The organism is Variovorax sp. P4_B11, assembly GCF_056402355.1.
Window position 1 is genome coordinate 54766 of sequence record NZ_JBFUHO010000024.1, and the last position, 23484, is coordinate 78249.

At 68.3% G+C, this 23484-nt stretch carries 22 protein-coding genes, 2 tRNA genes and 1 pseudogene; 9 read left to right on the plus strand and 16 right to left on the minus strand.

Annotated elements, in window-relative coordinates; translation table 11 throughout:
- Positions 1-173: 173 nt before the first annotated feature.
- The 3 genes from gmk to AC1DYD_RS21180 all read left to right on the plus strand — a co-directional run bounded on the left by gmk (position 174) and on the right by AC1DYD_RS21180 (position 3379).
- On the plus strand, positions 174-794 hold the full coding sequence (gene gmk / locus AC1DYD_RS21170) for a guanylate kinase (RefSeq protein WP_478174716.1): 621 nt from the start codon (positions 174-176) through the stop codon (positions 792-794).
- A gap of 33 nt (positions 795-827) precedes the next feature.
- Positions 828-1031, plus strand: coding sequence for a DNA-directed RNA polymerase subunit omega (rpoZ, locus tag AC1DYD_RS21175; protein WP_019656435.1), 204 nt, complete (start codon positions 828-830; stop codon positions 1029-1031).
- Positions 1032-1126: 95 nt separating this feature from the next.
- Positions 1127-3379: a RelA/SpoT family protein gene (locus tag AC1DYD_RS21180; protein ID WP_478174717.1), complete on the plus strand. Its 2253-nt coding sequence runs from the start codon at positions 1127-1129 to the stop codon at positions 3377-3379.
- Positions 3380-3503: 124 nt separating this feature from the next.
- Here AC1DYD_RS21180 and greB read toward each other — a convergent pair whose 3' ends face one another.
- The 13 genes and pseudogenes from greB to hrcA form a co-directional block, all read right to left on the minus strand.
- A complete protein-coding gene (greB, locus tag AC1DYD_RS21185; RefSeq protein ID WP_478174718.1) occupies positions 3504-4061 on the minus strand; it encodes a transcription elongation factor GreB in 558 nt (185 codons plus the stop codon).
- A gap of 296 nt (positions 4062-4357) precedes the next feature.
- Positions 4358-5575 (minus strand): ABC transporter substrate-binding protein, encoded by a 1218-nt coding sequence (locus AC1DYD_RS21190; protein WP_478174719.1) that lies wholly within the window; start codon positions 5573-5575, stop codon positions 4358-4360.
- Positions 5572-6597, minus strand: a complete 1026-nt coding sequence (locus AC1DYD_RS21195; RefSeq protein WP_478174720.1) for a branched-chain amino acid ABC transporter permease — start codon at positions 6595-6597, stop codon at positions 5572-5574. The genes AC1DYD_RS21190 and AC1DYD_RS21195 overlap by 4 nt, the downstream gene beginning before the upstream one ends.
- A 3-nt stretch (positions 6598-6600) precedes the next feature.
- Positions 6601-7470, minus strand: coding sequence for a branched-chain amino acid ABC transporter permease (locus AC1DYD_RS21200; protein ID WP_478174721.1), 870 nt, complete (start codon positions 7468-7470; stop codon positions 6601-6603).
- 10 nt (positions 7471-7480) lie between these two features.
- Positions 7481-8194, minus strand: coding sequence for an ABC transporter ATP-binding protein (locus AC1DYD_RS21205; RefSeq protein WP_478174722.1), 714 nt, complete (start codon positions 8192-8194; stop codon positions 7481-7483).
- A complete protein-coding gene (locus tag AC1DYD_RS21210; RefSeq protein ID WP_478174765.1) occupies positions 8194-8979 on the minus strand; it encodes an ABC transporter ATP-binding protein in 786 nt (261 codons plus the stop codon). Before AC1DYD_RS21210 ends, AC1DYD_RS21205 begins: the two co-directional genes overlap by 1 nt.
- Positions 8980-9181: 202 nt before the next feature.
- Positions 9182-9397 (minus strand): hypothetical protein, encoded by a 216-nt coding sequence (locus AC1DYD_RS21215; protein WP_478174723.1) that lies wholly within the window; start codon positions 9395-9397, stop codon positions 9182-9184.
- A 262-nt stretch (positions 9398-9659) separates the two neighbouring features.
- Positions 9660-10100: a GNAT family acetyltransferase gene (locus tag AC1DYD_RS21220; protein ID WP_478174766.1), complete on the minus strand. Its 441-nt coding sequence runs from the start codon at positions 10098-10100 to the stop codon at positions 9660-9662.
- 18 nt (positions 10101-10118) lie between these two features.
- Positions 10119-10505: pseudogene (locus tag AC1DYD_RS21225) on the minus strand (VOC family protein); the annotation flags it as partial.
- 126 nt (positions 10506-10631) lie between these two features.
- Entirely contained in the window at positions 10632-10832 is a 201-nt protein-coding gene (locus tag AC1DYD_RS21230) for a hypothetical protein (protein WP_478174724.1), read from the minus strand.
- A 355-nt stretch (positions 10833-11187) separates the two neighbouring features.
- A tRNA-Arg gene (locus tag AC1DYD_RS21235) sits at positions 11188-11264 on the minus strand.
- 106 nt (positions 11265-11370) lie between these two features.
- A tRNA-Ile gene (locus tag AC1DYD_RS21240) sits at positions 11371-11447 on the minus strand.
- A 37-nt stretch (positions 11448-11484) separates the two neighbouring features.
- Positions 11485-12492, minus strand: coding sequence for a heat-inducible transcriptional repressor HrcA (gene hrcA, locus AC1DYD_RS21245; protein WP_478174725.1), 1008 nt, complete (start codon positions 12490-12492; stop codon positions 11485-11487).
- Between the two features lie 28 nt (positions 12493-12520).
- Between hrcA and AC1DYD_RS21250 the strand changes: the two genes are divergently transcribed.
- From AC1DYD_RS21250 to rapZ, 3 genes are read left to right on the plus strand one after another with little or no spacing between them, the layout of a single operon-like run.
- Positions 12521-13417, plus strand: coding sequence for an NAD kinase (locus AC1DYD_RS21250; RefSeq protein ID WP_478174726.1), 897 nt, complete (start codon positions 12521-12523; stop codon positions 13415-13417).
- A 1-nt stretch (position 13418) separates the two neighbouring features.
- Positions 13419-15101 (plus strand): DNA repair protein RecN, encoded by a 1683-nt coding sequence (gene recN, locus AC1DYD_RS21255; protein ID WP_478174727.1) that lies wholly within the window; start codon positions 13419-13421, stop codon positions 15099-15101.
- Complete coding sequence (gene rapZ, locus AC1DYD_RS21260) at positions 15098-15973, plus strand: RNase adapter RapZ (protein ID WP_478174728.1); 876 nt, start codon at positions 15098-15100, stop codon at positions 15971-15973. The genes recN and rapZ overlap by 4 nt, the downstream gene beginning before the upstream one ends.
- A 264-nt stretch (positions 15974-16237) precedes the next feature.
- Here the strand turns inward: rapZ and mutY are convergent, their stop codons facing one another.
- The 3 genes from mutY to mutM all read right to left on the minus strand — a co-directional run bounded on the left by mutY (position 16238) and on the right by mutM (position 20136).
- Positions 16238-17299 (minus strand): A/G-specific adenine glycosylase, encoded by a 1062-nt coding sequence (gene mutY / locus AC1DYD_RS21265; RefSeq protein ID WP_478174729.1) that lies wholly within the window; start codon positions 17297-17299, stop codon positions 16238-16240.
- Positions 17289-19247, minus strand: coding sequence for a dynamin family protein (locus tag AC1DYD_RS21270; RefSeq protein WP_478174730.1), 1959 nt, complete (start codon positions 19245-19247; stop codon positions 17289-17291). Before AC1DYD_RS21270 ends, mutY begins: the two co-directional genes overlap by 11 nt.
- Positions 19248-19320: 73 nt before the next feature.
- Positions 19321-20136, minus strand: coding sequence for a bifunctional DNA-formamidopyrimidine glycosylase/DNA-(apurinic or apyrimidinic site) lyase (gene mutM, locus AC1DYD_RS21275; RefSeq protein WP_478174731.1), 816 nt, complete (start codon positions 20134-20136; stop codon positions 19321-19323).
- Positions 20137-20217: 81 nt separating this feature from the next.
- On the opposite strand from mutM, the gene AC1DYD_RS21280 reads away from it, so the two are divergent.
- Genes AC1DYD_RS21280 through ispE form a run of 3 tightly spaced genes read left to right on the plus strand, consistent with a single transcriptional unit; the run spans position 20218 to position 23383 of the window.
- Entirely contained in the window at positions 20218-22032 is a 1815-nt protein-coding gene (locus AC1DYD_RS21280; protein WP_478174732.1) for a tetratricopeptide repeat protein, read from the plus strand.
- Positions 22029-22520: a lipoprotein insertase outer membrane protein LolB gene (locus tag AC1DYD_RS21285; RefSeq protein WP_478174733.1), complete on the plus strand. Its 492-nt coding sequence runs from the start codon at positions 22029-22031 to the stop codon at positions 22518-22520. The genes AC1DYD_RS21280 and AC1DYD_RS21285 overlap by 4 nt, the downstream gene beginning before the upstream one ends.
- On the plus strand, positions 22517-23383 hold the full coding sequence (ispE, locus tag AC1DYD_RS21290) for a 4-(cytidine 5'-diphospho)-2-C-methyl-D-erythritol kinase (RefSeq protein WP_478174734.1): 867 nt from the start codon (positions 22517-22519) through the stop codon (positions 23381-23383). The genes AC1DYD_RS21285 and ispE overlap by 4 nt, the downstream gene beginning before the upstream one ends.
- Positions 23384-23484: the final 101 nt, after the last annotated feature.

The following is a 23484-nucleotide window of genomic DNA, read 5'->3' on the forward strand; positions in this document are numbered from 1 at the left end:
GGTGAGCGGGTCGAGTGTTGCATTTTCTGCGGTCGACCCCGGGGCCGGCGGGCACTGGAGCCCGGCTGATAAAATGCCGAGGATCGCACCGCCGCTGGTTCGCTCGCCTGCCTTGATCGCATGCCGTCGCCCGACAGCGCAGCCAACCGTAATCGAACACAGAACACCAGCGAATGGACTACCCCGGCAACATCTTCGTGGTCGCTGCACCCAGCGGCGCCGGCAAATCGAGCCTGGTCAAGGCCCTGATGGAGCTCGACTCGGCCGTGCAGCCCTCGGTCTCGCACACCACGCGCCCGCCCCGCGGCCAGGAAAAGCACGGCCGCGAGTACTTCTTCGCCTCGCACCCCGAGTTCGACGCCATGGTCGAGGCCGAGGCCTTCGTCGAATGGGCCCACGTGCACGGCCAGCGCTACGGCACCTCCAAGAAGGCGATCGAGGAGCGCATCGCCCAGGGCGCCGACGTGATCCTCGAGATCGACTTCCAGGGCGCGCTGCAGATCCGCAAGACCTTCTCGAACGCGGTGATGATCTTCATCCTGCCGCCGAGCTGGGAAGAACTGCGCTCGCGGCTCGAGCGGCGCGGCGAGGACAGCGCCTCGATCATCGAACTGCGCCTCCAGAACGCTGCCGAAGAGATGGCGCGCGCAGGGGAATTCGACTTCGTTATAATCAACGAGGTATTTGAGCGCGCACTTTTCGACCTGAAAGCGATCGTCCACGCTCAGCGGCTGCGCTATTCCGCACAGCGCCGCGCACGCGCCGACACCTTCGCCGCGCTGAACATTCCCTGAAACGACCCCTCGTCCGCCCACCGAAAGATCCTCATGGCCCGCATCACCGTCGAAGATTGCCTCGTTCACATCCCGAACCGCTTCCAGCTCGTGCTGGCCGCCACCTACCGCGCGCGCATGCTGAGCCAGGGCCACGCCCCGAAGATCGAAAGCAAGAACAAGCCGGCCGTGACCGCGCTGCGCGAAATCGCCGAAGGCAAGATCGGCCTCGAGATGCTCAAGAAGGTCCCCGGTTGAGAAGTTGATGCTCACATGCAACAAGGAAGCACCGTACGCGGTGCTTTTTTTGTGCCTGAATGCGACGATTCGGCGGCCAAGCTAAAGTGGTACCCATGAGCGCGGTCGTCAAGCCCCAGACCGGGGCACCTCCTGCCCTGCGGCCGAGTCCCGCAGCGCTGAACGCGGCCGCCGCCAGTTTCGCGGCCCTGACCGACCGGCTCGACTACCTGGGCCCCGAGGACATCGATCAGGTTCGTCGCGCCTACCGTTTCGCCGACGAGGCCCATCTGGGGCAGTTGCGCAACAGCGGCGAGCCCTACATCACCCACCCGATCGCGGTGGCGGCGCAATGCGCCGAATGGAAACTCGACGCCCAGGCGCTGATGGCGGCCCTGCTGCACGACGCGATCGAGGACTGCGGCGTCACCAAGTCCGAGCTGATCGAGCGCTTCGGCGCCCCGGTGGCCGAACTGGTCGACGGCCTCACCAAGCTGGACAAGCTGCGCTTCAACACCCGCGAGGAGAACCAGGCCGAGTCCTTCCGCAAGATGCTGCTGGCGATGGCGCGCGATGTCCGGGTGATCCTGGTCAAGCTGGCCGACCGCACCCACAACATGCGCACGCTGGACGACGCGCCGCGCGAGAAATGGGCCCGCATCTCCAGCGAGACGCTCGACATCTACGCCCCGATCGCGCACCGGCTGGGCCTCAACCAGACCTACCGCGAGCTGCAGGACCTGTCGTTCCGGCACCTGCGGCCCTGGCGCTATTCGGTGCTGTCGAAAGCGGTCGCCAAGGCGCGCGGCCGGCGCCGCGACCTGATCCAGAAGGTGCAGCAGGAGGTCGAGACTTCCTTCGCCGCCGCCGGCATGAACGTGCGCATCGCCGGCCGCGAAAAAACGCTCTACTCCATCTACCGCAAGATGGACGAGAAGCACCTGAGCTTCGCCCAGGTGACCGACATCTACGGCTTCCGGCTGATCGTTCCGACCGTGATCTCCTGCTACACCGGGCTCGGCATCCTGCACCAGATGTACAAGCCGCTGCCGGGCAAGTTCAAGGACCACATCGCGATCGCCAAGCTCAACGGCTACCAGTCGCTGCACACCACGCTGGTGGGCCCTTCGGGCGTCAACGTCGAGTTCCAGCTGCGAACGGAGGCCATGCACGTGGTGGCCGAGTCGGGCGTCGCGGCCCACTGGCTCTACAAGGCGGCCGAGCCCACGACGGCGACCAGCGAGCGGCTGGGCGCCAAGTGGCTTCAGTCGCTGCTCGACATCCAGGACGAGACCCGCGACGCCGCCGAGTTCTGGGACCACGTCAAGGTCGACCTGTTCCCCGACGCGGTCTACGTCTTCACGCCCAAGAGCCAGATCATGGCGCTGCCGCGCGGCGCGACCGTGGTCGACTTCGCCTACGCGATCCACAGCAACATCGGCGACCACACCTCGGCGGCGCGCATCAACGGCGACCAGGTGCCGCTGCGCACCGAGCTGAAGAACGGCGACGTGGTCGAGATCATCACGGCGCCGGTGTCGACGCCCAACCCGGCCTGGCTCGGCTTCGTGCGCACCGGCCGCGCCCGCTCCAAGATCCGCCACTACCTCAAGACCCTGGCGCATGCCGAATCCGAAGGCCTGGGCGAGAAATTGCTGGCGCAGGCGCTGCGCGCCGAAGGCCTGGGCAAGCTGCCCGAGGACGACGCCGAGCACCAACCGCTATGGGAAAAGCTGCTGCGCTTCACCGGCAACCGGAACCGCTCCGAGCTGCTGACCGACATCGGCCTGGGCAAGCGCATCGCCAGCATCGTGGCCAAGCGGCTGATGGCGCTGCTGGCCGAGCGCGGCGAGAAGCCCGACGCGCTGATGCTGAGCCGCGAGCGCTTCACCGCGCACGAGGGGGTGTCGCAGGGCGCGGTCACGCTGGACGGCAGCGAGAACTCCTCGGTGCGCTTTGCGCTCTGCTGCCGGCCGATTCCGGGCGACGGCATCGTCGGCTACCTCGGCCACGGCGAGGGGCTGGTGGTCCACACCGAGGAATGCGGCGTCGGCCAGCGCTTGCGCTACAAGGACAGCGAGCGCTTCTTCGCGGTCGAATGGGCCGACGAACCGGTGCGCACCTTCGAAACCGGCGTGGTCATCACGGTGCGCAACGACAAGGGCGTGCTGGCGCGCGTAGCGGCGACGCTCGCCGATGCCGAAGCCGACATCACGCACGTCGAGATGGCCGACGAGACGCCGCAGGATTCGACCGACCTGCGCTTCGTGATCGCGGTGCGCGACCGCACGCACCTCGATGCGGTGCTGCGGGCGGTGCGGCGGACGTCGTCGGTGCTGGCCGCGGCGCGGACGGTTCCGGCGCCCTGAATATTCAGGTCAGGCCGACGCCGGGCCGCCAGCGCGGCGAAGTCCGCGCTTCGCGCAGACGGGCGGCCTGCTGACTCCCCCTCGGGGGGCAGCGACCCACACGAAGTGGGGGAGCGTGGGGGCCCTAGCTCTCGGGGTAGCTGACCGACAGCACCTCGATCTCGTGCACGCCACCGGGCGTCGCGAGCTTGACCACATCGCCTTCCCTGGCCTTCAGCAGCGCCCGCGCGATCGGCGAGATCCAGCTGACCTGCGCCTGGGCGCTGTTCGCCTCGTCGATGCCGAGGATGGTGACTTCGCGCTCCTCGCCTTCCTCGTCGGCGTAGCGCACGGTGGCGCCGAAGAACACCTGGTCGCGGCCGTGGTGCACCGTCGGGTCGGTCACCTCCGCCACCTCGAGCCGCTTGGTCAGGAAGCGGATCCGGCGGTCGATCTCGCGCAGCCGCTTCTTGCCGTAGAGGTAGTCGCCGTTCTCGGAGCGGTCGCCGTTCTTGGCCGCCCAATGCACCGCCTCGACCACCTTCGGCCGCTCGTTGTCCATCAGGTCGAGCAGTTCGGCGCGCAGCCGCGCATAGCCGGCCGGCGTCATGTAGTTCTTGCCGCCAGCGGGCAGCGGCGGCAGGGCGGCGCCTTCGCCGTCATCGTCGCCGCTGTCGCTTTCCTTCGTGAATGCCTTGCTCATGCTCCGAAGCTTGTATCACAGCCAAAAGCCAGGGCCTGTTCACCCTATTTCCGGGGATCGCGTTGCCACGCGAAGGGGCTGGATGCAAGGCGCCTGCGCGCAGCAAGGCTTCCGCCTTGCAAGCGCGGGCAACGCCGCAGACGGCCCCTTCGCGCGGCAACCCGAAGGGAAGGCATGCCAGGACGAGCCACTCGGCGTTGCGCTCCTCGCATGTGCCAACGCACATGCCGCGTCGCGCGCCTTGATTGGCCCGTCCTGGCATGCCTTCGCGACCCCGGAAATAGGGTGAACAGGCCCTAGTCGGTGGTGCTCAGCACCTCGCCGAAGACCTGCCATTGCGAGCCCGTGAAGCGCGCCAGCTGGCCCTGCTTGACCAGGAAGAAATCGGTCGGCGTGGTGTTCAGCGACATGCCCGTCAAGAGCAGCGGCAGCCTCAGGTTCTTGATGTTGGCGGCCTGCTTCATCACGTTCTCGCGCGTGAGATCGTTGCCGCACTGCTTGAGGATCTGCACCATGGTCTGCGCCGCCAGGTAGGCGTAGAGGTTGGCGGCGTCCTTCGGGTCGCCCTCCTTGTAGTAGCGGCCCATGAAGGCACGCCACTCGAGCATCGCCGGGTCGTCCTTCCACTGCGGGTCGTTCGGGTCCTTGTAGTACAGCAGCGTGAGCAGTCCGGTCGACTTGTCGAGCCCGGCCGGTGCCAGCACCGAGCCCACCGAGGCGGCGACGTTGTTGACGATGTGCAGCGGCTTCCAGCCCGAATCGAAGGCCTTGCGGATCGCCTGGGCCGCGAACTTCGGCGTCGTGATGTCGATGAAGGTGTCGGCGCCGGAGTTCTGCAAGGTGAGGATCTGCGAGTCGACCGTCGGGTCGGTCACTTCGTAGCTGGCTTCGGAGACGACCATCCTGGCGCCCTTCGCGCCCAGGCCGTCCTTCACGCCCTTGAGCAGGTCCTTGCCGTAGTCGTCGTTCTGATAAAGGATCGCGATCTTCGCGTTGGGCTTCTCCTTCATCAAGTACTTGGCGTAGATCAGGCCTTCGGCCTGGTAGCTCAGGTTGAAGCCGAGCGTCCACGGAAAGTTCTGGGGGTCGGCCCACTTGGTCGCGCCGGTGGCCAGCAGCAGGTGCGGCACCTTCTTCGCGTTCACGTACTTGTGGATCGCCGAGTTGCTCGGCGTGCCCAGCGTCTGGAACAGCGCCAGCACCTCGTCCTGCTCGACCAGCCGGCGCACCTGCTCCACCGCTTTCGGCGGACTGTAGCCGTCGTCGAGGCTGATCAGGTTGATCTTCCGGCCGTTGATGCCGCCGTTGTCGTTGATCATCTTGAAATAGGCCTGCTCGAGCTTGCCGATGGTGCCGTAGGCCGAGGCCGGTCCGCTGTAGGGCATGGTCTGGCCGAGCTTGATCTCGGTGTCGGTGACGCCGGGGCCGTATTTCTTCTGCGCCAGCGCCGGTGCCGCGATGACGGCGAGGGCCGCGGCGAGCAAGGTGGCGCGACGGTAGGGACTGAATTTCATGATGTCTCCTTCTGTGTCAACGATGAACTCTCTTGTCGCTCGCGCCGCTGCCGGAAGCGGCCGGCGAGGATGCGAACCAGCCCGGCCACGCCGGTGGGCATCACGTACATGAAGACGATCAGGAAGATGCCGTAGATCGCCCACGGTGCGGCCTTGGAGATCTGGTCGGCGACGTTCGGTATGAACTGGATGAACAGCGCCCCGTAGATCGCGCCCTGGATCGATGCCAGGCCGCCGATCACCACACCCACCACCAGCGTGATCGACAGGAAGATGGTGAACGAGTCCGGCGCGACGAACTGGACCACGATCGCCCCCAGTGCCCCCGCAACGCCGGTGTACATCGCCGAGACGCCGAAAGTCAACGACTTCACCATCGCGGTGTCGACCCCCATCGCCTGGGCCGCGATCGGCTGGTCGCGGATCGCCACCATCGCGCGTCCGATGCGCCCGCGCAGCAGGTTCCAGGCGAGGACGAACATCACGACCAGCACCCCCAGCACCACGAAGTAGAGCCACTGGTCCTGCGAGAGGCCGGTCCATTCGGGCGCCTCGGGCTTGACGATCACGATGCCCTGCGCGCCGCCGGTCCAGTGCTCGAAGTGCTTGTACTTGAGGATCTGCGGCATCGCCACGCCGAGCGCGAAGGTGGCCAGCGCGAGGTAGAGCCCTTCGAGCCGCAGTGCCGGCAGGCCGAACAGGAAACCGGCCAGCAGGCAGACCGCGCCGGCGGCCGGCAGCGTGAGCCAGTAGGGCACGCCGAACTGGTCCATGAGGATCGCCGCCACATAGGCGCCGATGGCGTAGAAGGCGCCGTGGCCGAGCGAGATCTGGCCGTTGTAGCCGGTCAGCATGTTGAGCCCGAGCAGGGCGATGGCGTAGACCAGCGCCAGCGTGAACTGGAACACCCGGTAGTTGCTGACCACGAAGGGCAGCGCGCAGGCCAGCGCGACCAGCAGCAGCAGGCCTGCCAGTTGGGCCCTGCTCGGCGCCGTGCGGGTCGGGGTGGGTGGCCGCTTCATGGCTCAGACCCGCGTGACGCTGACCTTCCCGAACAGGCCCGAGGGCCGGATCACCAGCACGCCGACGATCAGCACCAGCGCGACTGTGAGCTTGAGTTCGGTGCCCAGCACCGCGCCGACCAGGTTCTCGAGCACGCCGACGATGAAGCCGCCGAGCACCGCGCCGCCCGGGCTGTCGATGCCGCCGAGCAGGGCGGCGGCGAAGGCATACAGCAGGATGCCGGCCATCATGTTGGGCTCGAGGAACACGGCGGGCGCGACCATGATGCCGGCGATGGCGCCGATCGCCGCCGCCAGGCCCCAGCCGAGGGCCAGCATCCAGCCGACCCGGATGCCCACCAGTCGGCTCGAGACCGGGTTCTGCGCCGCCGCGCGCATCGCCAGGCCCAGCGGCGTGTAGCGGAAGAACACGAACACCAGCGCCAGCACCGCCAGCGTGATGCCGATCGAGCCCAGCTCGTGCGAGGACATGAAGCGATTGCCGAACAGCGGCTCGGCCGGGAACGGGCTCGGGAAGGGCTTGATCGTGTAGCTGAAGATCCAGCCCGCGAGGCTGTTGAGGATGACGAGCAGGCCGATGAAGACGATGACCACCGAGAGGATCGGCGCGTTCTCGACCGGCCGCACGACGATGCGCTCGATCAGCACGCCGAGGGCGAAGGCGATCGCCACCGTGACGAAGAACGCGGCCCAGTAGGGCAGTCCGGCCTGCATCAGGCTCCAGGCGATGTAGGTGGAGAACATCGCGAGCTCGCCCTGCGCGAAGTTCACCAGGTGCGTGGCCTGGTAGATCATCACCAGCGCCAGCGCCACGCTGGCATAGATCCCGCCGGTGGCGAGGCCGGAGAGCACCTGGTGCAGGAGGAGGTTCATGGCGCCGCGCTCAGTAGCCGAGGTAGGAACGCCGCACCGCTTCGTCGTTGCGAACGGTCTCGGCGCGGCCGGAGATCACCACGCGGCCGGTTTCGAGCAGATAGGCGTGGTCGGCCAGCCGCAGCGCCAGTGCCGCGTTCTGCTCCACCAACAGCATGCTCACGCGCTCCCTGGCATTGATCTCGCGCAGGATCTCGAACAGCTCATGCACGATGCGCGGCGCCAGGCCGAAGGAGGGCTCGTCGAGCAGCAGCAGCCGCGGCCGCAGCATCAGGGCGCGCGACACCGCCAGCATCTGCTGCTCGCCGCCCGACAGCGTGCCGGCCTGCTGGTAGCGGCGCTCGCGCAGCCGCGGGAAGTGGTTGTAGACGCGCTCGAAATCGGCCGCCACCTCGGCCTTGTCGCGGCGGGTGTAGGCGCCCAGGCGCAGGTTCTCCTCGACGCTCAGCGCGGCGAAGGTGCCGCGCCCGTCCGGCACGTGGGCGACGCCGAGCCGGACGATGGACTCGGTCGCGCGGCCCTCGATGCGCTGGCCCGCGAAGGCGATCTCGCCCTCGGTCCTGACCATGCCGCAGACCGCCCGCAGGGTGGTCGTCTTGCCGGCGCCGTTGGCACCGAGGATGGTCGTGATGCCGCCCTCCTCGACGCCGAAGTCGATGCCGTGCAGCACCCTGCTCGCGCCGTACTGCGCGCGCAGGCCGCGGACGTCGAGCAGGCGGGCCATCAGTCCGGGTCTCCCAGGTAGGCGCGGATCACTTCGGCGTTGGCCTGCACCTCGGCCGGCGAGCCGTCGGCGATGACGCGGCCGAAGTCCAGCGCCACCACCTGGTCGGAGACCCGCATCACGAGGTTCATGTGGTGCTCGACCAGCAGCATCGTGAGCCGGAGCCGCTCGCGCACCTGGCGCAGCAGGTCCATCAGCTTGCCGACTTCCTCATGGTTCAGGCCGCCGGCCGGCTCGTCGAGCAGCAGCAGCTTCGGCCGGCTCGCCAGCGCCCGCGCCAGCTCGACGCGCTTCTGGGTGCCGAAGGGAAGGTCCATCACGCGGGTGGCGGCCACGGCGCCGAGGTCGAGCAGGTCGACCAGCTGGTCGGCGTGCGCTTCGAGCACCTGCTCTTCGCGCCGCACTCCCGGCAGCCGCAGGGCATTGGCGAGGAAGCCGCTGCGGGTGCGGCAATGGCCGCCAAGCAGGATGTTCTGCCGCACGGTCATGGTCCGGAACAGCGCCAGGTTCTGGAAGGTGCGGCCGATGCCCATCGCCGCGACGCCGTGCGCCGGCGTCTCGACCAGCGAGCGGCCCTCGAACGAGATGCGGCCCTCGCTGAAGGCATAGAGCCGCGACAGGCAGTTGAAGAGCGTGGTCTTGCCGGCACCGTTCGGACCGATCAGGCCGACGATGAAACCCTCGGGCACCGCGAACGACACCTTGTCGAGCGCCGTGATTCCCCCAAAGCGCACCGTGACGCCTTCGACGCGCAGCAGATCGGCACGGGGGGCAGGCGAGGCGATTTCCGACTCCTTGCACAGTGGAACCCAACCCGAGCGGGACACTCGGATGCCACTGGATACAAAAGATACCGGTGTTCGGACGAATGGAAAGCCGGCTTTACCCTTGATTGCCCGGCGCGGCAGCCCACGGCTGCGCCGGCGCGCGGACCGCGAAGGCCTGCTGCCGGATCGGAACTGGGAGAGCCTGGGTCAGGCGCGGCGCTCAGCCGACCTGCACTTGCGCGTCGGACGGCAAGGGGCCGGATGCACCGAAGGTCTGCTGCTGGACTTGCACGGGCTCCGTCGCGAGGGCCGACGCCTTCTTGGGCACGACGCCCCGGACGAGGTGCCTCGGCACGTGGTGCTTCTTCTTCAGCAGGGCCAGGGCCTCGCTGCGCGCGGGCTCGGAGGCCGGCAGGAACATGTGCAAAAAGCTCATCGTGGTCGCCCCAATGAACGCCAGGATTCGACAGGGGCCCCTGGCTTGGCCGGATGGCGATTATGGGCGGCGGGCGGTCCGCCGTCACTGGCGGCCCCGCCGGCGGTAGTGTTGATGGGGCCGCCGGTTACACGTGCGACCGACCCGCCCTGCCCGACGATGGTCATCACGGAGCCCGGCGGGCGGCCGTGGATCTCATGGCCCAGCGCGCTGTACCGCGAGACCTGGCGGACTCTCGCGCCCTCGGCGACGCCGCATGGGCTCACGAACCGCCCGGGATGTTGGCGACGATGCGCTTGCCCATGCTGACGCGCGGCTCAACCACGTAGCCAAGCGCTTCGTAGAAGGCCGCCACCGACTCGCTGCCGGGCGCAATCTGCAGGTTGATCTTCATGCAACCCCGATCCGCCAGGGCGCGCTCCGCGTGCGCGACCAAGGCCGTGCCGATGCCCCGCGACCGATGCCCCGGATCCACGGCGACCGAGTACAGCCAGCCCCGGTGTCCGTCGTAGCCCGCCAGCACGGTGCCGACCACCGAGCCCTGCGCCAGAGCGACGAAGAAAAGACCATCGGCGACCGCCAGCTTCTTGTCGATGCCGAGGGCGGGAGCGTTGTGCGCCGTGCCGTAGCGGAATGCGGTCTCCCAGAGACGGATCACCTGCGCTCGGTGGACATCATCGAGGTACGGGGCGACCAGGGTCATGCAGTCCCTCTCGGGGTCCGGGGCATGGCAGGCGACGCAGAACTTGTTGCCGTCGGGATCCCGGAAGTAGGCGCCGTAGTAGTGCGGGTGGTACTGGGCCCTCAAGCCGGGTGCGCCTTCGCAACTGCCGCCCTGGGCGAGCGCGACGCGGTGCACCGTGCGCACCATGGCCCGGTCGGCCGCGGCGAAGGCCACCATCTGGCCGTTGCCGGGCGCATGCGGCAGGCCGTTGTGCGGCTTGCAGATCACGAAGAAGGGCCGCGTGCGGCCGGTGCCGTGCCAGCCGGCCCAGGGCTTGTCTCGCTCGCAGAAACGAAGCTCGAGGCCCAGGCCCTGCATCACCGGCCGATAGAAAAGCAGTGCGCGCTCGAAGTCGCCCACGCTCACGAAGACATGCGAAAACATCTCGGCTCCCCGGAGCGCTTGCCCCTGACGAGCCGAAGATAACGGAAAGCGCTCAGTTCTTCGCCGGCACCGGCACCTCGGTGGGGCGAGAACGGCAACAAACCGGACGTCCTGCGCACGCTCCAGCTACCAGAACCGCCACCAAGGCCGCGCAGGCCTGCCTTCGGGCTCCAGCGGGGTGCGATCGGACGGCGTGGAACCCAGGCGCCTGCGCAGCTCCGCCTCCATGCGTTGCGCCTGCTTCAAGGCATCCGGGTCGCCAAGCGCGGCCCGCTTTCGCAGCACATACGCGGCCGCGGCGAGTTCTTCGTCTCCCATCGTCTCCATTCATGAAATTCTGGCTGCGGCCGTCGAGGCGGCCAATAAGCCATCCGGCCGGTGCAACTCGGCCGCGCGACATGCGCCCGCCCCAAGTCTTGGTGGTGGATTTCGAAGACGCGGCCACGCCGGTGGCCAGGAAGACCCAGGCAATCAGGCTGACGAGCGTGCCGCCCCAGCCGAACCCGGTCCTGCAGTCGACCTTGAAGAATTCCGCGACCAGCGGAAAGCTGTCGACGATGACCATGCCCCATCCGGTGGTCCTTGCGGCTCGAGCAGGCGGAGGGAAGGACCGACTCCCCTGAAAGGCCCCCCAAAAGAAAATGGCCTAGAGGAGAAAAATCCTCTAGGCCATTCGAGAGAGTGGTGCGGCTGGCAGGAATTGAACCCACGACCCCTTGGTTCGTAGCCAAGTACTCTATCCAACTGAGCTACAGCCGCACAGCTTGCGATTATAGCATCCATTTCAGCCATCTGTCCACGCTTCGATTCTTGACTTGCAAAAGAAGCTTCGCGCAAGCAGACCCGAGTCTCCGGCGGATGCTTTTGGTAGGCCGTGCTGGGCTTGAACCAGCGACCAACGGATTATGAGTCCGCTGCTCTAACCAACTGAGCTAACGGCCCACGTGGCACCGATTCTAGTAGGGCGCGGCGCCCTTCCCTACTTGCGGTGGCTCAGCGCGTTGGTGACCAGCTTCGACGTGATGTCGACGATCTGGATCATGCGTTCGTAGGGCATGCGGGTCGGGCCGATGACGCCCAGTGTGCCGACAACCTTGCCGTCGACCTCGTAGTTCGCGCTGACGATCGACAGGTCGTCGAAGGGCACCACCTGGCTCTCGCCGCCGATGAAGATGCGCACGCCCTCGGCCTGGCTCGAGACGTCGAGCAGGCGCATCAGCTGCGTCTTGTGCTCGAACAACTCGAAGGCGCGCCGCAGGTGCCCCATGTCGCTGGAAAAGTCGGTGACCGCGAGCAGGTTGCGCTCGCCCGCGATCACGACCTCGTCCTGGGCCTCGGTCATGACCTCGGAGCTGACCTGCACGGCAGCCTGCATCAGCGCCGCGATCTCGCCGCGCAGCTGCTCGACCTCGGACTGCAGCCGGTCGCGCACCTGCTCGATCGAGAGGCCGGCGAAATGGGTGTTGATGTAGTTGGAGGCCTCGACCAGCTGCGACTGCGTGTAGTCGACCTCGGGGAAGATCACGCGGTTCTGCACGTCGCCGTCGGGCGCGACGATGATCACCAGCAACCGACGGTCGGACAGCCGCAGGAACTCGATCTGCCGGAACACCGAGGCGCGCCGCGGCGCCATCACCACGCCCACAAACTGCGACAGGTTCGACAGCAGGTTGGCGGCGTTCGCGATCACCTTCTGCGGCTGGTCGGCCGCCAGGCTCGGCGCCGACGCGAACTGCTCGCGCTGCGCGGTCAGCATGGTGTCGACGAAGAGGCGGTAGCCCCGTGCGGTCGGAATGCGACCTGCGGACGTGTGGGGGCTTGCGATCAGCCCGAGCACCTCGAGGTCGGACATCACGTTGCGGATGGTCGCGGGGGACAGGTCCAGCCCCGGCGCGCGGGAAAGCGTGCGCGACCCCACGGGCTGCCCGTCGGCGATGTAGCGCTCGACGAGAGTCTTCAGCAGCAACTTGGCACGGTCGTCCAGCATCGAATGATTTTAATGTTGTAATTTGTGAATGAGCTCCCGCTTTCGGCATGTCGCACTGATCGGTAAATACCAGGCCTCCGGCGCCCGGGCGCAATGCGGCGCGCATGACGACGTCATGGAGGGGATCGGCGCCTTCCTCGAATCGCAGGGCTGCAAGGTCTTCGTCGAGAAGTCGCAGTCGGACTCGGTCGAATCCGGCCCCTATCCCGCACTGACGGTGGAGGAAATCGGCCAGCAGTGCGATCTCGGCCTGGTGGTCGGCGGCGACGGCACCATGCTCGGCATCGGCCGCCAGCTGGCGCCGCACGACGTGCCGCTGATCGGCATCAACCGCGGCCGGCTCGGCTTCATCACCGACATCTCGCTCGACAACTACCAGGCGACGCTGATCCCGATGCTGGCCGGCGACTACGAGGAAGACCTGCGCACGCTGATGAAGGCGCGGGTGGTGCGCGACGGCGAGTCGGTGTTCGACACCCTGGCAATGAACGACGTGGTGGTCAACCGCGGCGCCACTTCGGGCATGGTCGAGCTGCGGGTCACGGTGGGCCACCATTTCGTGGCCAACCAGCGCGCCGACGGCATGATCATCTCCACGCCCACGGGCTCGACCGCCTACGCGCTGTCGGCCGGGGGGCCGCTGCTGCATCCCGCGGTGCGCGGCTGGGTGCTGGTGCCGATCGCGCCGCACACGCTGTCGAATCGGCCGCTGCTGCTGCCCGACGCCGACGAGGTCACGATGGAACTGGTCGGCGGGCGCGATGCCAGCGCCAATTTCGACATGCAATCGCTGGCCACGCTGGCCATCGGCGACAAGGTGATGGTGCGCCGCTCGGACTATCGGGTGCGCTTCCTGCATCCGCGAGGCTGGAGCTATTTCGACACCTTGCGCAAGAAACTGCATTGGAACGAAGGGGGATCTTGAGATGGCGTTGAGGCGCATTGCGCTGCGGGATTTCGTGATCGTGCGGTCGCTCGAGCTCGATTTCTCCGCCGGCTTCACGGTGCTCACCGGCGAGACCGGCGCCGGCAAGTCGATCCTGATCGACGCACTGCAGCTGGCACTGGGCAACCGGGCCGATGCCGGCGCGGTGCGCGAAGGCGCCGAGCGGCTGGACGTCAGCGCCGAGTTCGATGCCGACCCGGGCCTGGCCGGCCGGCTCGACGAGGGCGGCTTCGAAGGCGGCGATGCTCTGCTGCTGCGCCGCACGGTCGACCTCCAGGGCCGCAGCCGCGGCTGGATCAACGGCAGCCCGGCCACCGCCACCCAGTTGCGCGAGCTCGGCGACCACCTGCTGGACATCCATGGCCAGCACGCCTGGCAGAGCCTGACCCGGCCCGAGGCCGTGCGCGGCCTGCTCGATGCCTATGCCGGCATCGACACCGGCGCGCTCGAAAGCGCCTGGCAGCTCTGGCGGCAGGCGATCGGGGCACTCGAAACCGCCCGCTCGGCCCAGGATTCCCTGCAGCGCGAACGCGAACGCCTCCAATGGCAGGTCGCCGAGGTCGCCAAGCTGGCACCGGGCGAGGACGAGTGGGAAGAGCTGTCGGCGAGCCACAGCCGCATTTCCAACGCCCAGGCGCTGATCGATGCCGCCGAGGGCGCCAGCAACGCGCTCGAGGATGACGACAGCGGCGCCCTGGCGGCGCTAGCCCGCGCCCTCACGCTGCTGCAGAACTGCGAGCACATCGAGCCGGAATTCAAGGCGCTGGGCGAGGTGCTGGCCTCCAGCGTGGCCCAGGCCTCGGACGCCGCGCATTCGCTGCACAGCTACCTGCGCCAGGCCGACCCCGACCCCGAGCGGCTGGCCGAACTGGACGAGCGCATGGGCAGCTGGATGTCGCTCGCGCGCCGCTACCGGCGTCCGCCGGCCGAGTTGCCCGCCTTGCTCGCCGGCTGGCAGGCCGAGTTGAAGGCCCTCGACGCGCAGAGCGACCTCGACGCGCTCGAGCGCACCGAGCAGTCGGCGCAGCAGGCCTACCTGAAAGAGGCCAAGGCCGTGGCCAGGGCCCGCAAGCAGGCGGCGCCCAAGCTCTCGCAGGCGGTCACGCAGGCGATGCAGGAACTCGGCATGAAGGGCGGCCGCTTCGAGGTCGCACTGCAGCCGCTGGCGCAACCCGGCCGGGCCGGCCTCGAAGAGATCTCCTTCCTGGTCAGCGGCCATGCGGGCAGCACGCCGCGTTCGATCGGCAAGGTGGCCTCCGGCGGCGAGCTCTCCCGCATCGCGCTGGCCATCGCGGTCACGACCAGCGAGCTCGGCGCCGCCCAGACACTGATCTTCGACGAGGTCGATGCCGGTGTCGGCGGTGCCGTGGCCGAGACCGTCGGCCGGCTCATGAAGCAGCTCGGCCGCGACCGCCAGGTGCTGGCGGTGACCCACCTGCCGCAGGTGGCGGCCTGCGCGGACCACCACCTGGTGGTCGCCAAGCGCCAGACCGCCGCCAAGGGCCAGGACACCGCCCGCACCGAAAGCAGTGTCGCCGTGCTCGACGGCGAAGGCCGCGCCCAGGAGGTTGCCCGGATGCTGGGCGGCGAGCGCGTCTCCCGAACCTCGCTGGCGCATGCGCGCGAGATGCTGGGCCAGAAGGCACAGGTGGCCGAGACATGAGCCTCGAACTCGTGCTCATCACCGGCATGTCCGGTTCCGGCAAGTCCGTCGCCCTGCACGCGCTCGAGGACGCGGGCTATTACTGCGTCGACAACCTGCCGCCCGAGCTGCTTTCGCCCTTCATCGCGCTGCAACAGCAGCAGCATGTCGCCAAGGTGGCGATCGCGATGGACGTGCGCAGCGGTGTCTCGCTGCCCCTGGTGCCGCAGCAGCTCGAGGGCCTGCGGCAGCAGGGCATTTCGCTGCGCTCGCTGTTCCTCGACGCCACCACCGATGCCCTGGTGCGCCGTTATTCCGAAACCCGGCGCCGCCATCCGCTGTCGCGCCAGGAAGGCCGCACCGACGCGCCCGAACAGCAGCGCGTGCTGGTGCAGGCGATCGAGCTCGAGCGGGAATTGCTCGCCGACCTGCGCGATGGCGCCGACGTGATCGACACCAGCATCATCCGCCCGGCGCAGCTCCAGAGCTACGTCAAGGCGCTGATCTCGGCACCCGACAGTGCGCTGACCCTGGTGTTCGAGTCCTTCGCCTTCAAGCGCGGCGTGCCGCTCGACGCCGACTTCGTGTTCGACGTGCGCATGCTGCCCAATCCGCACTACGTGCCGGCGCTGCGCGCACTGACCGGACGCGATGCGCCCGTGATCGAGTGGCTGCGCGAGCACGAGGATGTCGCCCGCATGTACGGCGACATCGAGCAGTTCCTGCAGCGCTGGCTCGACGCCCTGGCGCGCGACCATCGCAGCTATGTCACGGTGGCCATCGGCTGCACCGGCGGCCAGCATCGCTCGGTGTTCCTGGTCGAGCAGCTGGCGCGCGGCTTCGGCGCCCGCTGGGCCGCGCTCAAGCGGCACCGCGAGCTCGACAGCGCCTAGGGCCTGTTCACACTATTTTCGGGGATCGCGTTGCCGGGCAAAGGGGCTGGATGCAAGGCGCCTGCGCGCAGCAAGGCTTTCGCCTTGCAAGCGCGGGCAACGCCGCAGACGGCCCCTTCGCCCAGCAACCCGAAGGGAAGGCCTGCCAGGACGAGCCACTCGGCGTTGCACTCCTTGCATGTGCCAACGCACATGCCGCGTCGCGCGCCTTGATTGGCCCGTCCTGGCAGGCCTTCGCGACCCCGGAAATAGGGTGAACAGGCCCTAGCTGCTGCTCACAAGCCGTTTTCGCACGGGTGCCGGCAAGCCCAGCGCGGTCCACTGATCGGCGGCAAACCAGCCCCCCGTCCCGGCCAGTGGCTGCGTGCTGCGGCGTTCGACCGCCACCGGATGCAGGTGCAGATCCTTGTGCGTGAGCACATGCAGGAAGGCGGCTTCGTCGTGGACGCTGGCGAGGTCCCTGGCAGTGAGCGTTGCCGCCAGCGCCTCGCGACTCTCGTAGATCGGCACACAGTAGAGCCCGGCCCAGATGCCGCGCGACGGCCGCTTCTCCAACCACACGCGCCCCCCCGGGTCGCGAGCCAGCAGCATCCAGAGCGACTGCGACGTCCGCCGCAGCTTGCGGGTCTTGACCGGATAGTTCTCCGGCGCCCCCTGGCGGCGGCCCGCGCACAGGTCGCTCACCGGGCAGATCATGCAGCTGGGCTTGCGCGCCAGGCACACCGTGGCACCCAGGTCCATCAAGCCCTGGGTGTAGCCGGCGATGGCGCCTCGATCCTCGGCCGGCGGCAGCAGTTCGGTCGCCTCGTTCCACAGCAGCCGCTCCTGGGCAGCCGACGACAGGTCGCCGTCGAAGGCCAGCAACCGTGACAGCACCCGCTTGACGTTGCCGTCCAGGATCGCCACCCGTTCGCCGAAGCAGAAGGCCGCGATCGCCGCCGCGGTCGAGCGGCCGATCCCGGGCAGTGTCTGCAGTTCGGCCGCCGTGCGCGGGAATTCGCCGCCGAAGCGCGCCACCACGTCCTGTGCGCAGCGATGCATGTTGCGCGCGCGACTGTAGTAGCCGAGTCCGCTCCAGAGCCCGAACACCTCGTCCTCGGTGCCGGCCGCCAGGTCGGCCACCGACGGGAAGCGTGCCAGGAAGCGCGCGAAGTAGCCGAGCACGGTGCTCACCTGGGTCTGCTGCAGCATCACCTCGGACAACCAGACGCGATAGGGGTCCCGGGTGTTTTGCCACGGCAGCTCGCTGCGGCCGTGGCTGCGCTGCCAGGCCACGATGCGCTCGGCGAAGCCCGGTGCGCGCCCCTGCGGACTTTCAGGCAACAAGTTCGGTCCGTGCCACCGGAGCGTTCGGCGCTTCGTTGCTGGTCAGCAAGGTGGTGAGCTCGGCCAGCCGCCGGTGCAGCTCGCCCAGATGGCCCTCCTGGGCGGCCAGCTCGGCCAGGCGCTCGTCGAGGCTGCCAGCCGCGCCCTGGATGCGTTCGACGGCCTCGATGCGCTTGGTGAAATTGCGGCGCCGCTCCCTGAGCTGCGCATCGAGCTGGGCGCCTGCACCCTTGCTCCAGCGCTCGACCTCGGTCATCGCTGCCTCGTTGACCACCCGCAGCCGACTGGCCAGCGCGCGCACCAGCTTGTCGCAGAAATCGGGCTGTGCCAGCTTGAGCATGTTGCCCACGCCCAGGTAGTGGACATGGCTGCGTTCGATCTGGTCGAGCTGCTGCTCGAAGCCCGACAGGTCGGGCTCGGGCGGCGCCTGCAGCGTGAAGCCGTGTTCGGCATTGAGCTGGCGAAAGGTCGCATGCAGCATCGACTGGATCTCGGCGCTGGTCGCCTGCACCTCGCGCAGGTTGTTGCGCAGCGATTCGAAGGTCTCGCCGTAGACCTTGCGCACGCTGAACTTGATGCCTCGCCGCTTGAGCGCCGCCGACAGGCGGCCCATGTCGGCCTTGAGCGCGGTGCCGCCGAGCACCGCATAGACCTCGCGCAGCAGCTTGCCCTGCACCGAGCGCAGCGCCAGGATGCGGGCGTTGCTGCCCTCGAACTCGGTCTGCTCGGCCTCGATGCGGGTGCGCATGTGGCGGATCACCGATCCGTTCTTGCCGCGCAGGCCCTGCAGTTCGAGCGCCTGCTCGGACAGGTCGCGCTGGCGCACGTTGAGGATGCGCGCGGCCTCGGTCCTGAGGGCGACGATGCCGGCATCGACGGCGAGCCTGAGCATTGTCTCGCGCTTGCCAAGCAGGCCCTCGCCGAGCACCGCCTCGAGCGCCGGCAGCCGGCTCGCCTGGAGCAGCGGCACATCGCGGCGGATCTTGGCCTGCAGCCCCTTCTGCGCCGAGACCGGCAGGACCTGCGGCAGCGGGACGCCGAGCAGTTCGGCGGCACCCTTGCGCTGGCGCTGGATCTGGGCATCGATCTGGGCCGGCGTGCTGAGGATGTCCCACATCGTGTCGATCTTGTTGAGCACCACGATCCGGGTTTCGCTCAGGTCGCCCTCGGTGACCAGGTGCTCGCGCCAGATGGAAAGGTCGGAACGGGTCACCCCGGTGTCGGCGCCGAGAATGAAGACCACCGCGTGGGCCTGCGGAATCAGGCTCACCGTGAGTTCGGGTTCGGCGCCGATCGCGTTGAGGCCGGGCGTGTCGAGGATCACCAGCCCCTGCTCCAGCAGCGGATGCGGCATGTTCAGCACCGCATGGCGCCAGCGCGGGATCTCGACCCGGCCATCCGAATCGGGCACCGGGTTGTCGTCCGGGACATCGTCGCTCCAGAAGCCGAGTGCGCGCGCTTCCTCGAGCGGCACCCAGCGCACCTCGGCGACCTTGCTCATCGCCTGCGACAGTTCCTCGGCGTTCTCGACATTGATCGCGATCTCGATCCAGCGCTCGGGCTCGTCGCGCCAATGGGCCAGCGAATGCGCCTCGAGGCGGGTTTCGATCGGCAGCAGACGCAGGCTGGGCGGCAGCGTGTGGTCATAGCCGAGCTCGGTCGGGCACATCGTGGTGCGGCCCGCGCTGGCCGGCATGATCCGGCGCCCGTAGCCGGCGAAGAAGATCGCGTTGATCAGCTCGGATTTGCCGCGCGAGAACTCGGCCACGAAGGCGACCATGACCTTGCTGGTGCGCAGCTGGGATTCCAGGTCGCGCAGCCGCTCGGCCACGCTCTGGTTCAGTAGTTCGTTTTCATTCAGCCAGCGGGACAACCACTTGAGGCGGTGCGCGAAATTGCGCCGCCAAGCGCCATGCTTGTCGAATTGCTGATTGAAGGAATCGGTCAAAGCAGGATTTGTAAGGGCGACTTACAAAATATAGCATCGGCACGCGCTTCGGGGCGCCATTCACTGGTGAGATTCAATGCTTTTGGCACACCGGACAGAAATAGGTTGCGCGCTGGCCCTGGCGAATCATGCGCACCGGTGTCGCGCAGACCCGACACGGCTCGCCCTCGCGCCCGTAGACCGTGGCCTCCAGCTGGAAATAGCCGCTCTGGCCGTCCACGTTCGAGAAATCCCGCAAGGTGCTGCCGCCGCGCTCGACCGCCCGCGCAAGAATGTCCCGCACCGCGGCATGCAGGCGCAGCGCACGCGGCCGGCTGATGCGCGCGGCCGACAGGGTCGGGCGGATGCCGGCAAGAAAGAGCGCCTCGGACGCATAGATGTTGCCCACGCCGACCACCACGTCGCCCGCCAGCAGCACCTGCTTGATCGGCGCGCGGCGCCGGCGCAGGCCGGCGTGGAAGGCCTCGAAGTCGAAGGCATCGCCGAGCGGCTCCATGCCCAGCCCGCCGAGCAGCTTGAGCGCCAGCGGCGAGCGCTCGTCCTCGACATGGACCACGGCACCGAAGCGGCGCGGATCGTTGAGCCGCAGCGTGCCGCGGCTGGTGACGAGATCGAAGTGATCGTGCGCCCCAGGGGCGGGCAGCGCGGTGTCGAAACGCAGGCTGCCCGACATGCCCAGGTGCATCAGCAGCAATCCGGCATCGAGGTCGACCAGCAGGTACTTGCCGCGCCGGCGGACGGCGCGCACGGTGCGCCCCACCAGTTCGACGGGATCCACCGTCAACGCCCAGCGCAACGGCTTGCCGACCCGCACCGCCTCGATGCGGGCGCCCGCGATGCGATCCGCGAATCCGCGGCGGGTGACTTCGACTTCGGGGAGTTCAGGCATGGGAGCGGGCTGACTTGAAAAAAGGTCGGCGTTGAAACCCCACGCGACAAGACGCAAAAGGCTTGGATTATTATGGCTTCGATGACCTTTACGCCTCGCCGATCCCGCCTTGCGGCGGCCGCTTTCCTGGCCCTGATCGCGCTCGCGGCGCAAGGCCAGACCGAAGCGCCCGCACCCTCCGGCCCCGCATCCATCGTCGACCCCGCGCGGCCCGCAGGATCGCCCGAGACACCGGAGCCCCCCAAGGCGAGCGCGCAGGCCCAGCCGTCGGCAATGACCGCCGAGCTGTTCTACGAAGTGCTGCTGGGCGAGCTCAACGCGCGCTCCGACCCTGGCACGGCCTACGGACTGGTGCTCGACGCCGCCCGTCGTGCGCGCGACGGCAAGCTGTTCCAGCGCGCGGTCGAGATCGCACTGCAGTCGCGCTCCGGCGATTCCGCCCTGGCGGCGGCCCGGGCCTGGAAGGAAACGCTGCCCGATTCGCGCGATGCACGCCGCTTCGAGCTCCAGATCCTGATCGCCCTGAACCGCATCGCCGAGACGGTCGAGCCGCTGCGCGCCGAGATGGCCGCCACGCCCCAGGTCGAACGCCCGTTCCTGATGGCCGTGATCGCCCGCAACTATTCCAGGGCCACGGACAAGAAGCTCGCGGCATCCGTGGTCGAACAGGCGCTGGCCGACGAACTCGCAAGCCCCGCCACCGGGGGGGCCGCCTGGGCCACCGTGGGCCGCCTGCGGCTGGCCGCCGGCGACATCCCCGGTGCACTCGACGCCGCCATCAAGGGCCAGCAACTGGATCCGTCGGCCGAGGGACCCGCGCTGCTGGCGCTCGAGATCATGGACCCCAGCCAGCCGCTGGCCGAGCCGATCGTCAAGCGCTACCTCGCCGGACCGAAGGCCCAGCCCGAAATGCGCGTCGGCTACGCACGGGCGCTGGTCGAGGGACGGCGCTACGCCGAGGCCTCGGCCGAGCTCACGACGCTCACCGCGGCCCGGCCCGAACTGCCCGAACCCTGGCTGCTGCTCGGCAGCCTCCAGATTCAGGCGCGCCAGGACAAGGCGGCCGAGGCCTCGCTCAACCGCTTCATCTCGCTCGCGCCCACGCTGCGCGACCCCGAGAGCCGCGAGCGCGGCTTGACGCAGGCCTACCTGCTGATGGCGCAGCTGTCCGAGCGGCGCAAGGATTTCACCGGCGCCGAGGGCTGGCTGGCCCGCATCGACAGCACCGACGACCTGGTCGGCGCACAGGCGCGCCGCGCCGCGCTGCTGGCCCGCCAGGGCAAGCTGGCGCAAGCGCGCGAGCTGGTCCGCAGCCTGCCCGAACGCACCGCGGACGAGAAGAAGCAGAAGTTCCTGACCGAAGTGCAGCTGCTGCGCGATGCCAAGCAGTACCAGGCCGCCTTCGACATGCTGGCCCAGGCCAGCGCCGCGGCGCCGACCGACACCGACCTGATCTACGACCAGGCGATGGTGGCCGAGAAGCTCAACCGCCTCGACGAGATGGAACGCCTTCTGCGCCGCATGATCGAGATCAAGCCGGACAACCAGAACGCCTACAACGCGCTGGGCTACTCGCTGGCCGATCGCAAGGTGCGGCTCGAAGAGGCGCGCACGCTGATCCAGAAGGCGGTGCAGCTGGCGCCCGACGATCCGTTCATCGCCGACAGCCTGGGCTGGGTCGAGTACCGGCTGGGCAACATGGCCGAGGCCACGCGCATCCTCGAAGACGCCTACAAGCGCCGGCCCGACCCCGAGATCGGCGCCCACCTGGGCGAAGTGCTGTGGGCCGCCGGCCAGCGCGATCGCGCGGTGAGCATCTGGAAGGAAGCGTCGCTCGCGGATGCGGACAACGAGACGCTGCAGGAAACGCTCAAGCGCCTGCACGTGAAGCTTTGAACCGGCGCCGGGCGCTGCTGGCCGGCGCGGCCGGCCTCCTGCTGCTGGCCGGTTGCGCAAGCCCCGGGGGACCACCCGGCGCGGCCCGCCCCGAGGCCTGGAGCGGCCGCCTTTCGCTGCGCATCGACGGCGAGACCACGCAAAGCTTCTCGGCCCTGTTCGAACTGCGCGGTGCGCCGCAGGCCGGCGAACTGATCCTCACGAGCCCGATCGGCAGCACCCTGGCCCAGCTTCACTGGGCCCCCGGCGAAGCCCTGCTCAGGAACGGCAGCGAGACCCGCCGCTACGACTCGGTCGATGCCCTGATCGAGGCCGCGACCGGGGCGGCGATCCCGGTCGCCGCCCTGTTCGCCTGGCTGGCCGGCCGCGAGGAGCGGGTGCCCGGCTGGCGGCCCGACCTGTCGCAGGTCGCTGCCGGCCGCCTGCAGGCCACGCGCGAGTCGCCGACGCCCCGGGCCGACCTGCGCATCGTCTTCGAGCGCGCATGAAGGCCCTCTACGACCTCCCGGCGCCGGCCAAGCTCAACCTCTTCCTGCACATCACGGGCCGGCGGGCCGACGGCTACCACCTGCTGCAGTCGGTCTTCATGCTGATCGACTGGTGCGACACGCTGCACATCGAAAAGCGCGCCGACGGCGCGATCACGCGCGAGGACCTCACGACGCCGCTGCCGGCCGACGACCTGGTCGTGCGCGCAGCCAAGGCGCTGCAAGCCGCCGCCAAGACACCTCTGGGGGCCCACATCGGCGTCGCCAAGCAGGTGCCGGCGCAGGCGGGCATGGGCGGCGGATCTTCCGACGCGGCCACCTGCCTGCTGGCGCTGAACCGGCTCTGGGGCCTCGACCTGCCGCTCGCAACGCTGGAACGGATCGGCCTCGGCCTGGGCGCCGACGTGCCCTTCTTCCTGCGCGGGCACAATGCCTGGGTCGAAGGAATCGGCGAGATCATCACGCCGATCGCGTTGCCGCCAGGATGGTTCGCGGTCGCGAAACCACCCGAAGGACTCGATACCCGTCAGATTTTTGCAGCAGAGGATCTGCAACGCTCAACTCCTGCTGCTATAATCTCGGGCTTTGCTGCACATAGCGAATCGCGCCAGGGTCAAATCGAAAAACGATTTGGCTTTGGTCGGAACGATCTGCAGCCGGTTGCCCAGCGCCTTTGTCCCGCGGTCACCGAAGCCATCGAATGGCTCGGTCGCCAAGGACTCGAGGCCCGGATGACCGGTTCGGGAAGTTCGGTGTTTGCAGCAATGCCGCACGACGCGGAACTCGCCGAAGCCCCCATGGGCTGGCAGGTTCGCAAGTGCAGCAACCTGGCCGTTCACCCCCTCGTGGGTTGGGCGGCCTGAGAAGATAATCAGGCCGCTCACGCGATCTGACGTGGTAGATATCAGGCCGCTCACGCGATCTGAATTGATAGTTATCAGGCCGCTCACGCGTCCTGGTGCGA

Excerpts from the sequence above, each read along its gene's own strand:
- gmk (WP_478174716.1), top strand. The coding sequence starts at position 174 with ATGGACTACCCCGGCAACATCTTCGTGGTCGCTGCACCCAGCGGCGCC.
- rpoZ (WP_019656435.1), top strand. The coding sequence starts at position 828 with ATGGCCCGCATCACCGTCGAAGATTGCCTCGTTCACATCCCGAACCGC.
- AC1DYD_RS21180 (WP_478174717.1), top strand. The coding sequence starts at position 1,127 with ATGAGCGCGGTCGTCAAGCCCCAGACCGGGGCACCTCCTGCCCTGCGG.
- greB (WP_478174718.1), bottom strand. The coding sequence starts at position 4,061 with ATGAGCAAGGCATTCACGAAGGAAAGCGACAGCGGCGACGATGACGGC.
- AC1DYD_RS21190 (WP_478174719.1), bottom strand. The coding sequence starts at position 5,575 with ATGAAATTCAGTCCCTACCGTCGCGCCACCTTGCTCGCCGCGGCCCTC.
- AC1DYD_RS21195 (WP_478174720.1), bottom strand. The coding sequence starts at position 6,597 with ATGAAGCGGCCACCCACCCCGACCCGCACGGCGCCGAGCAGGGCCCAA.
- AC1DYD_RS21200 (WP_478174721.1), bottom strand. The coding sequence starts at position 7,470 with ATGAACCTCCTCCTGCACCAGGTGCTCTCCGGCCTCGCCACCGGCGGG.
- AC1DYD_RS21205 (WP_478174722.1), bottom strand. The coding sequence starts at position 8,194 with ATGGCCCGCCTGCTCGACGTCCGCGGCCTGCGCGCGCAGTACGGCGCG.
- AC1DYD_RS21215 (WP_478174723.1), bottom strand. The coding sequence starts at position 9,397 with ATGAGCTTTTTGCACATGTTCCTGCCGGCCTCCGAGCCCGCGCGCAGC.
- AC1DYD_RS21220 (WP_478174766.1), bottom strand. The coding sequence starts at position 10,100 with ATGACCCTGGTCGCCCCGTACCTCGATGATGTCCACCGAGCGCAGGTG.
- AC1DYD_RS21230 (WP_478174724.1), bottom strand. The coding sequence starts at position 10,832 with ATGGAGACGATGGGAGACGAAGAACTCGCCGCGGCCGCGTATGTGCTG.
- hrcA (WP_478174725.1), bottom strand. The coding sequence starts at position 12,492 with ATGCTGGACGACCGTGCCAAGTTGCTGCTGAAGACTCTCGTCGAGCGC.
- AC1DYD_RS21250 (WP_478174726.1), top strand. The coding sequence starts at position 12,521 with ATGAGCTCCCGCTTTCGGCATGTCGCACTGATCGGTAAATACCAGGCC.
- recN (WP_478174727.1), top strand. The coding sequence starts at position 13,419 with ATGGCGTTGAGGCGCATTGCGCTGCGGGATTTCGTGATCGTGCGGTCG.
- rapZ (WP_478174728.1), top strand. The coding sequence starts at position 15,098 with ATGAGCCTCGAACTCGTGCTCATCACCGGCATGTCCGGTTCCGGCAAG.
- mutM (WP_478174731.1), bottom strand. The coding sequence starts at position 20,136 with ATGCCTGAACTCCCCGAAGTCGAAGTCACCCGCCGCGGATTCGCGGAT.
- AC1DYD_RS21280 (WP_478174732.1), top strand. The coding sequence starts at position 20,218 with ATGACCTTTACGCCTCGCCGATCCCGCCTTGCGGCGGCCGCTTTCCTG.
- ispE (WP_478174734.1), top strand. The coding sequence starts at position 22,517 with ATGAAGGCCCTCTACGACCTCCCGGCGCCGGCCAAGCTCAACCTCTTC.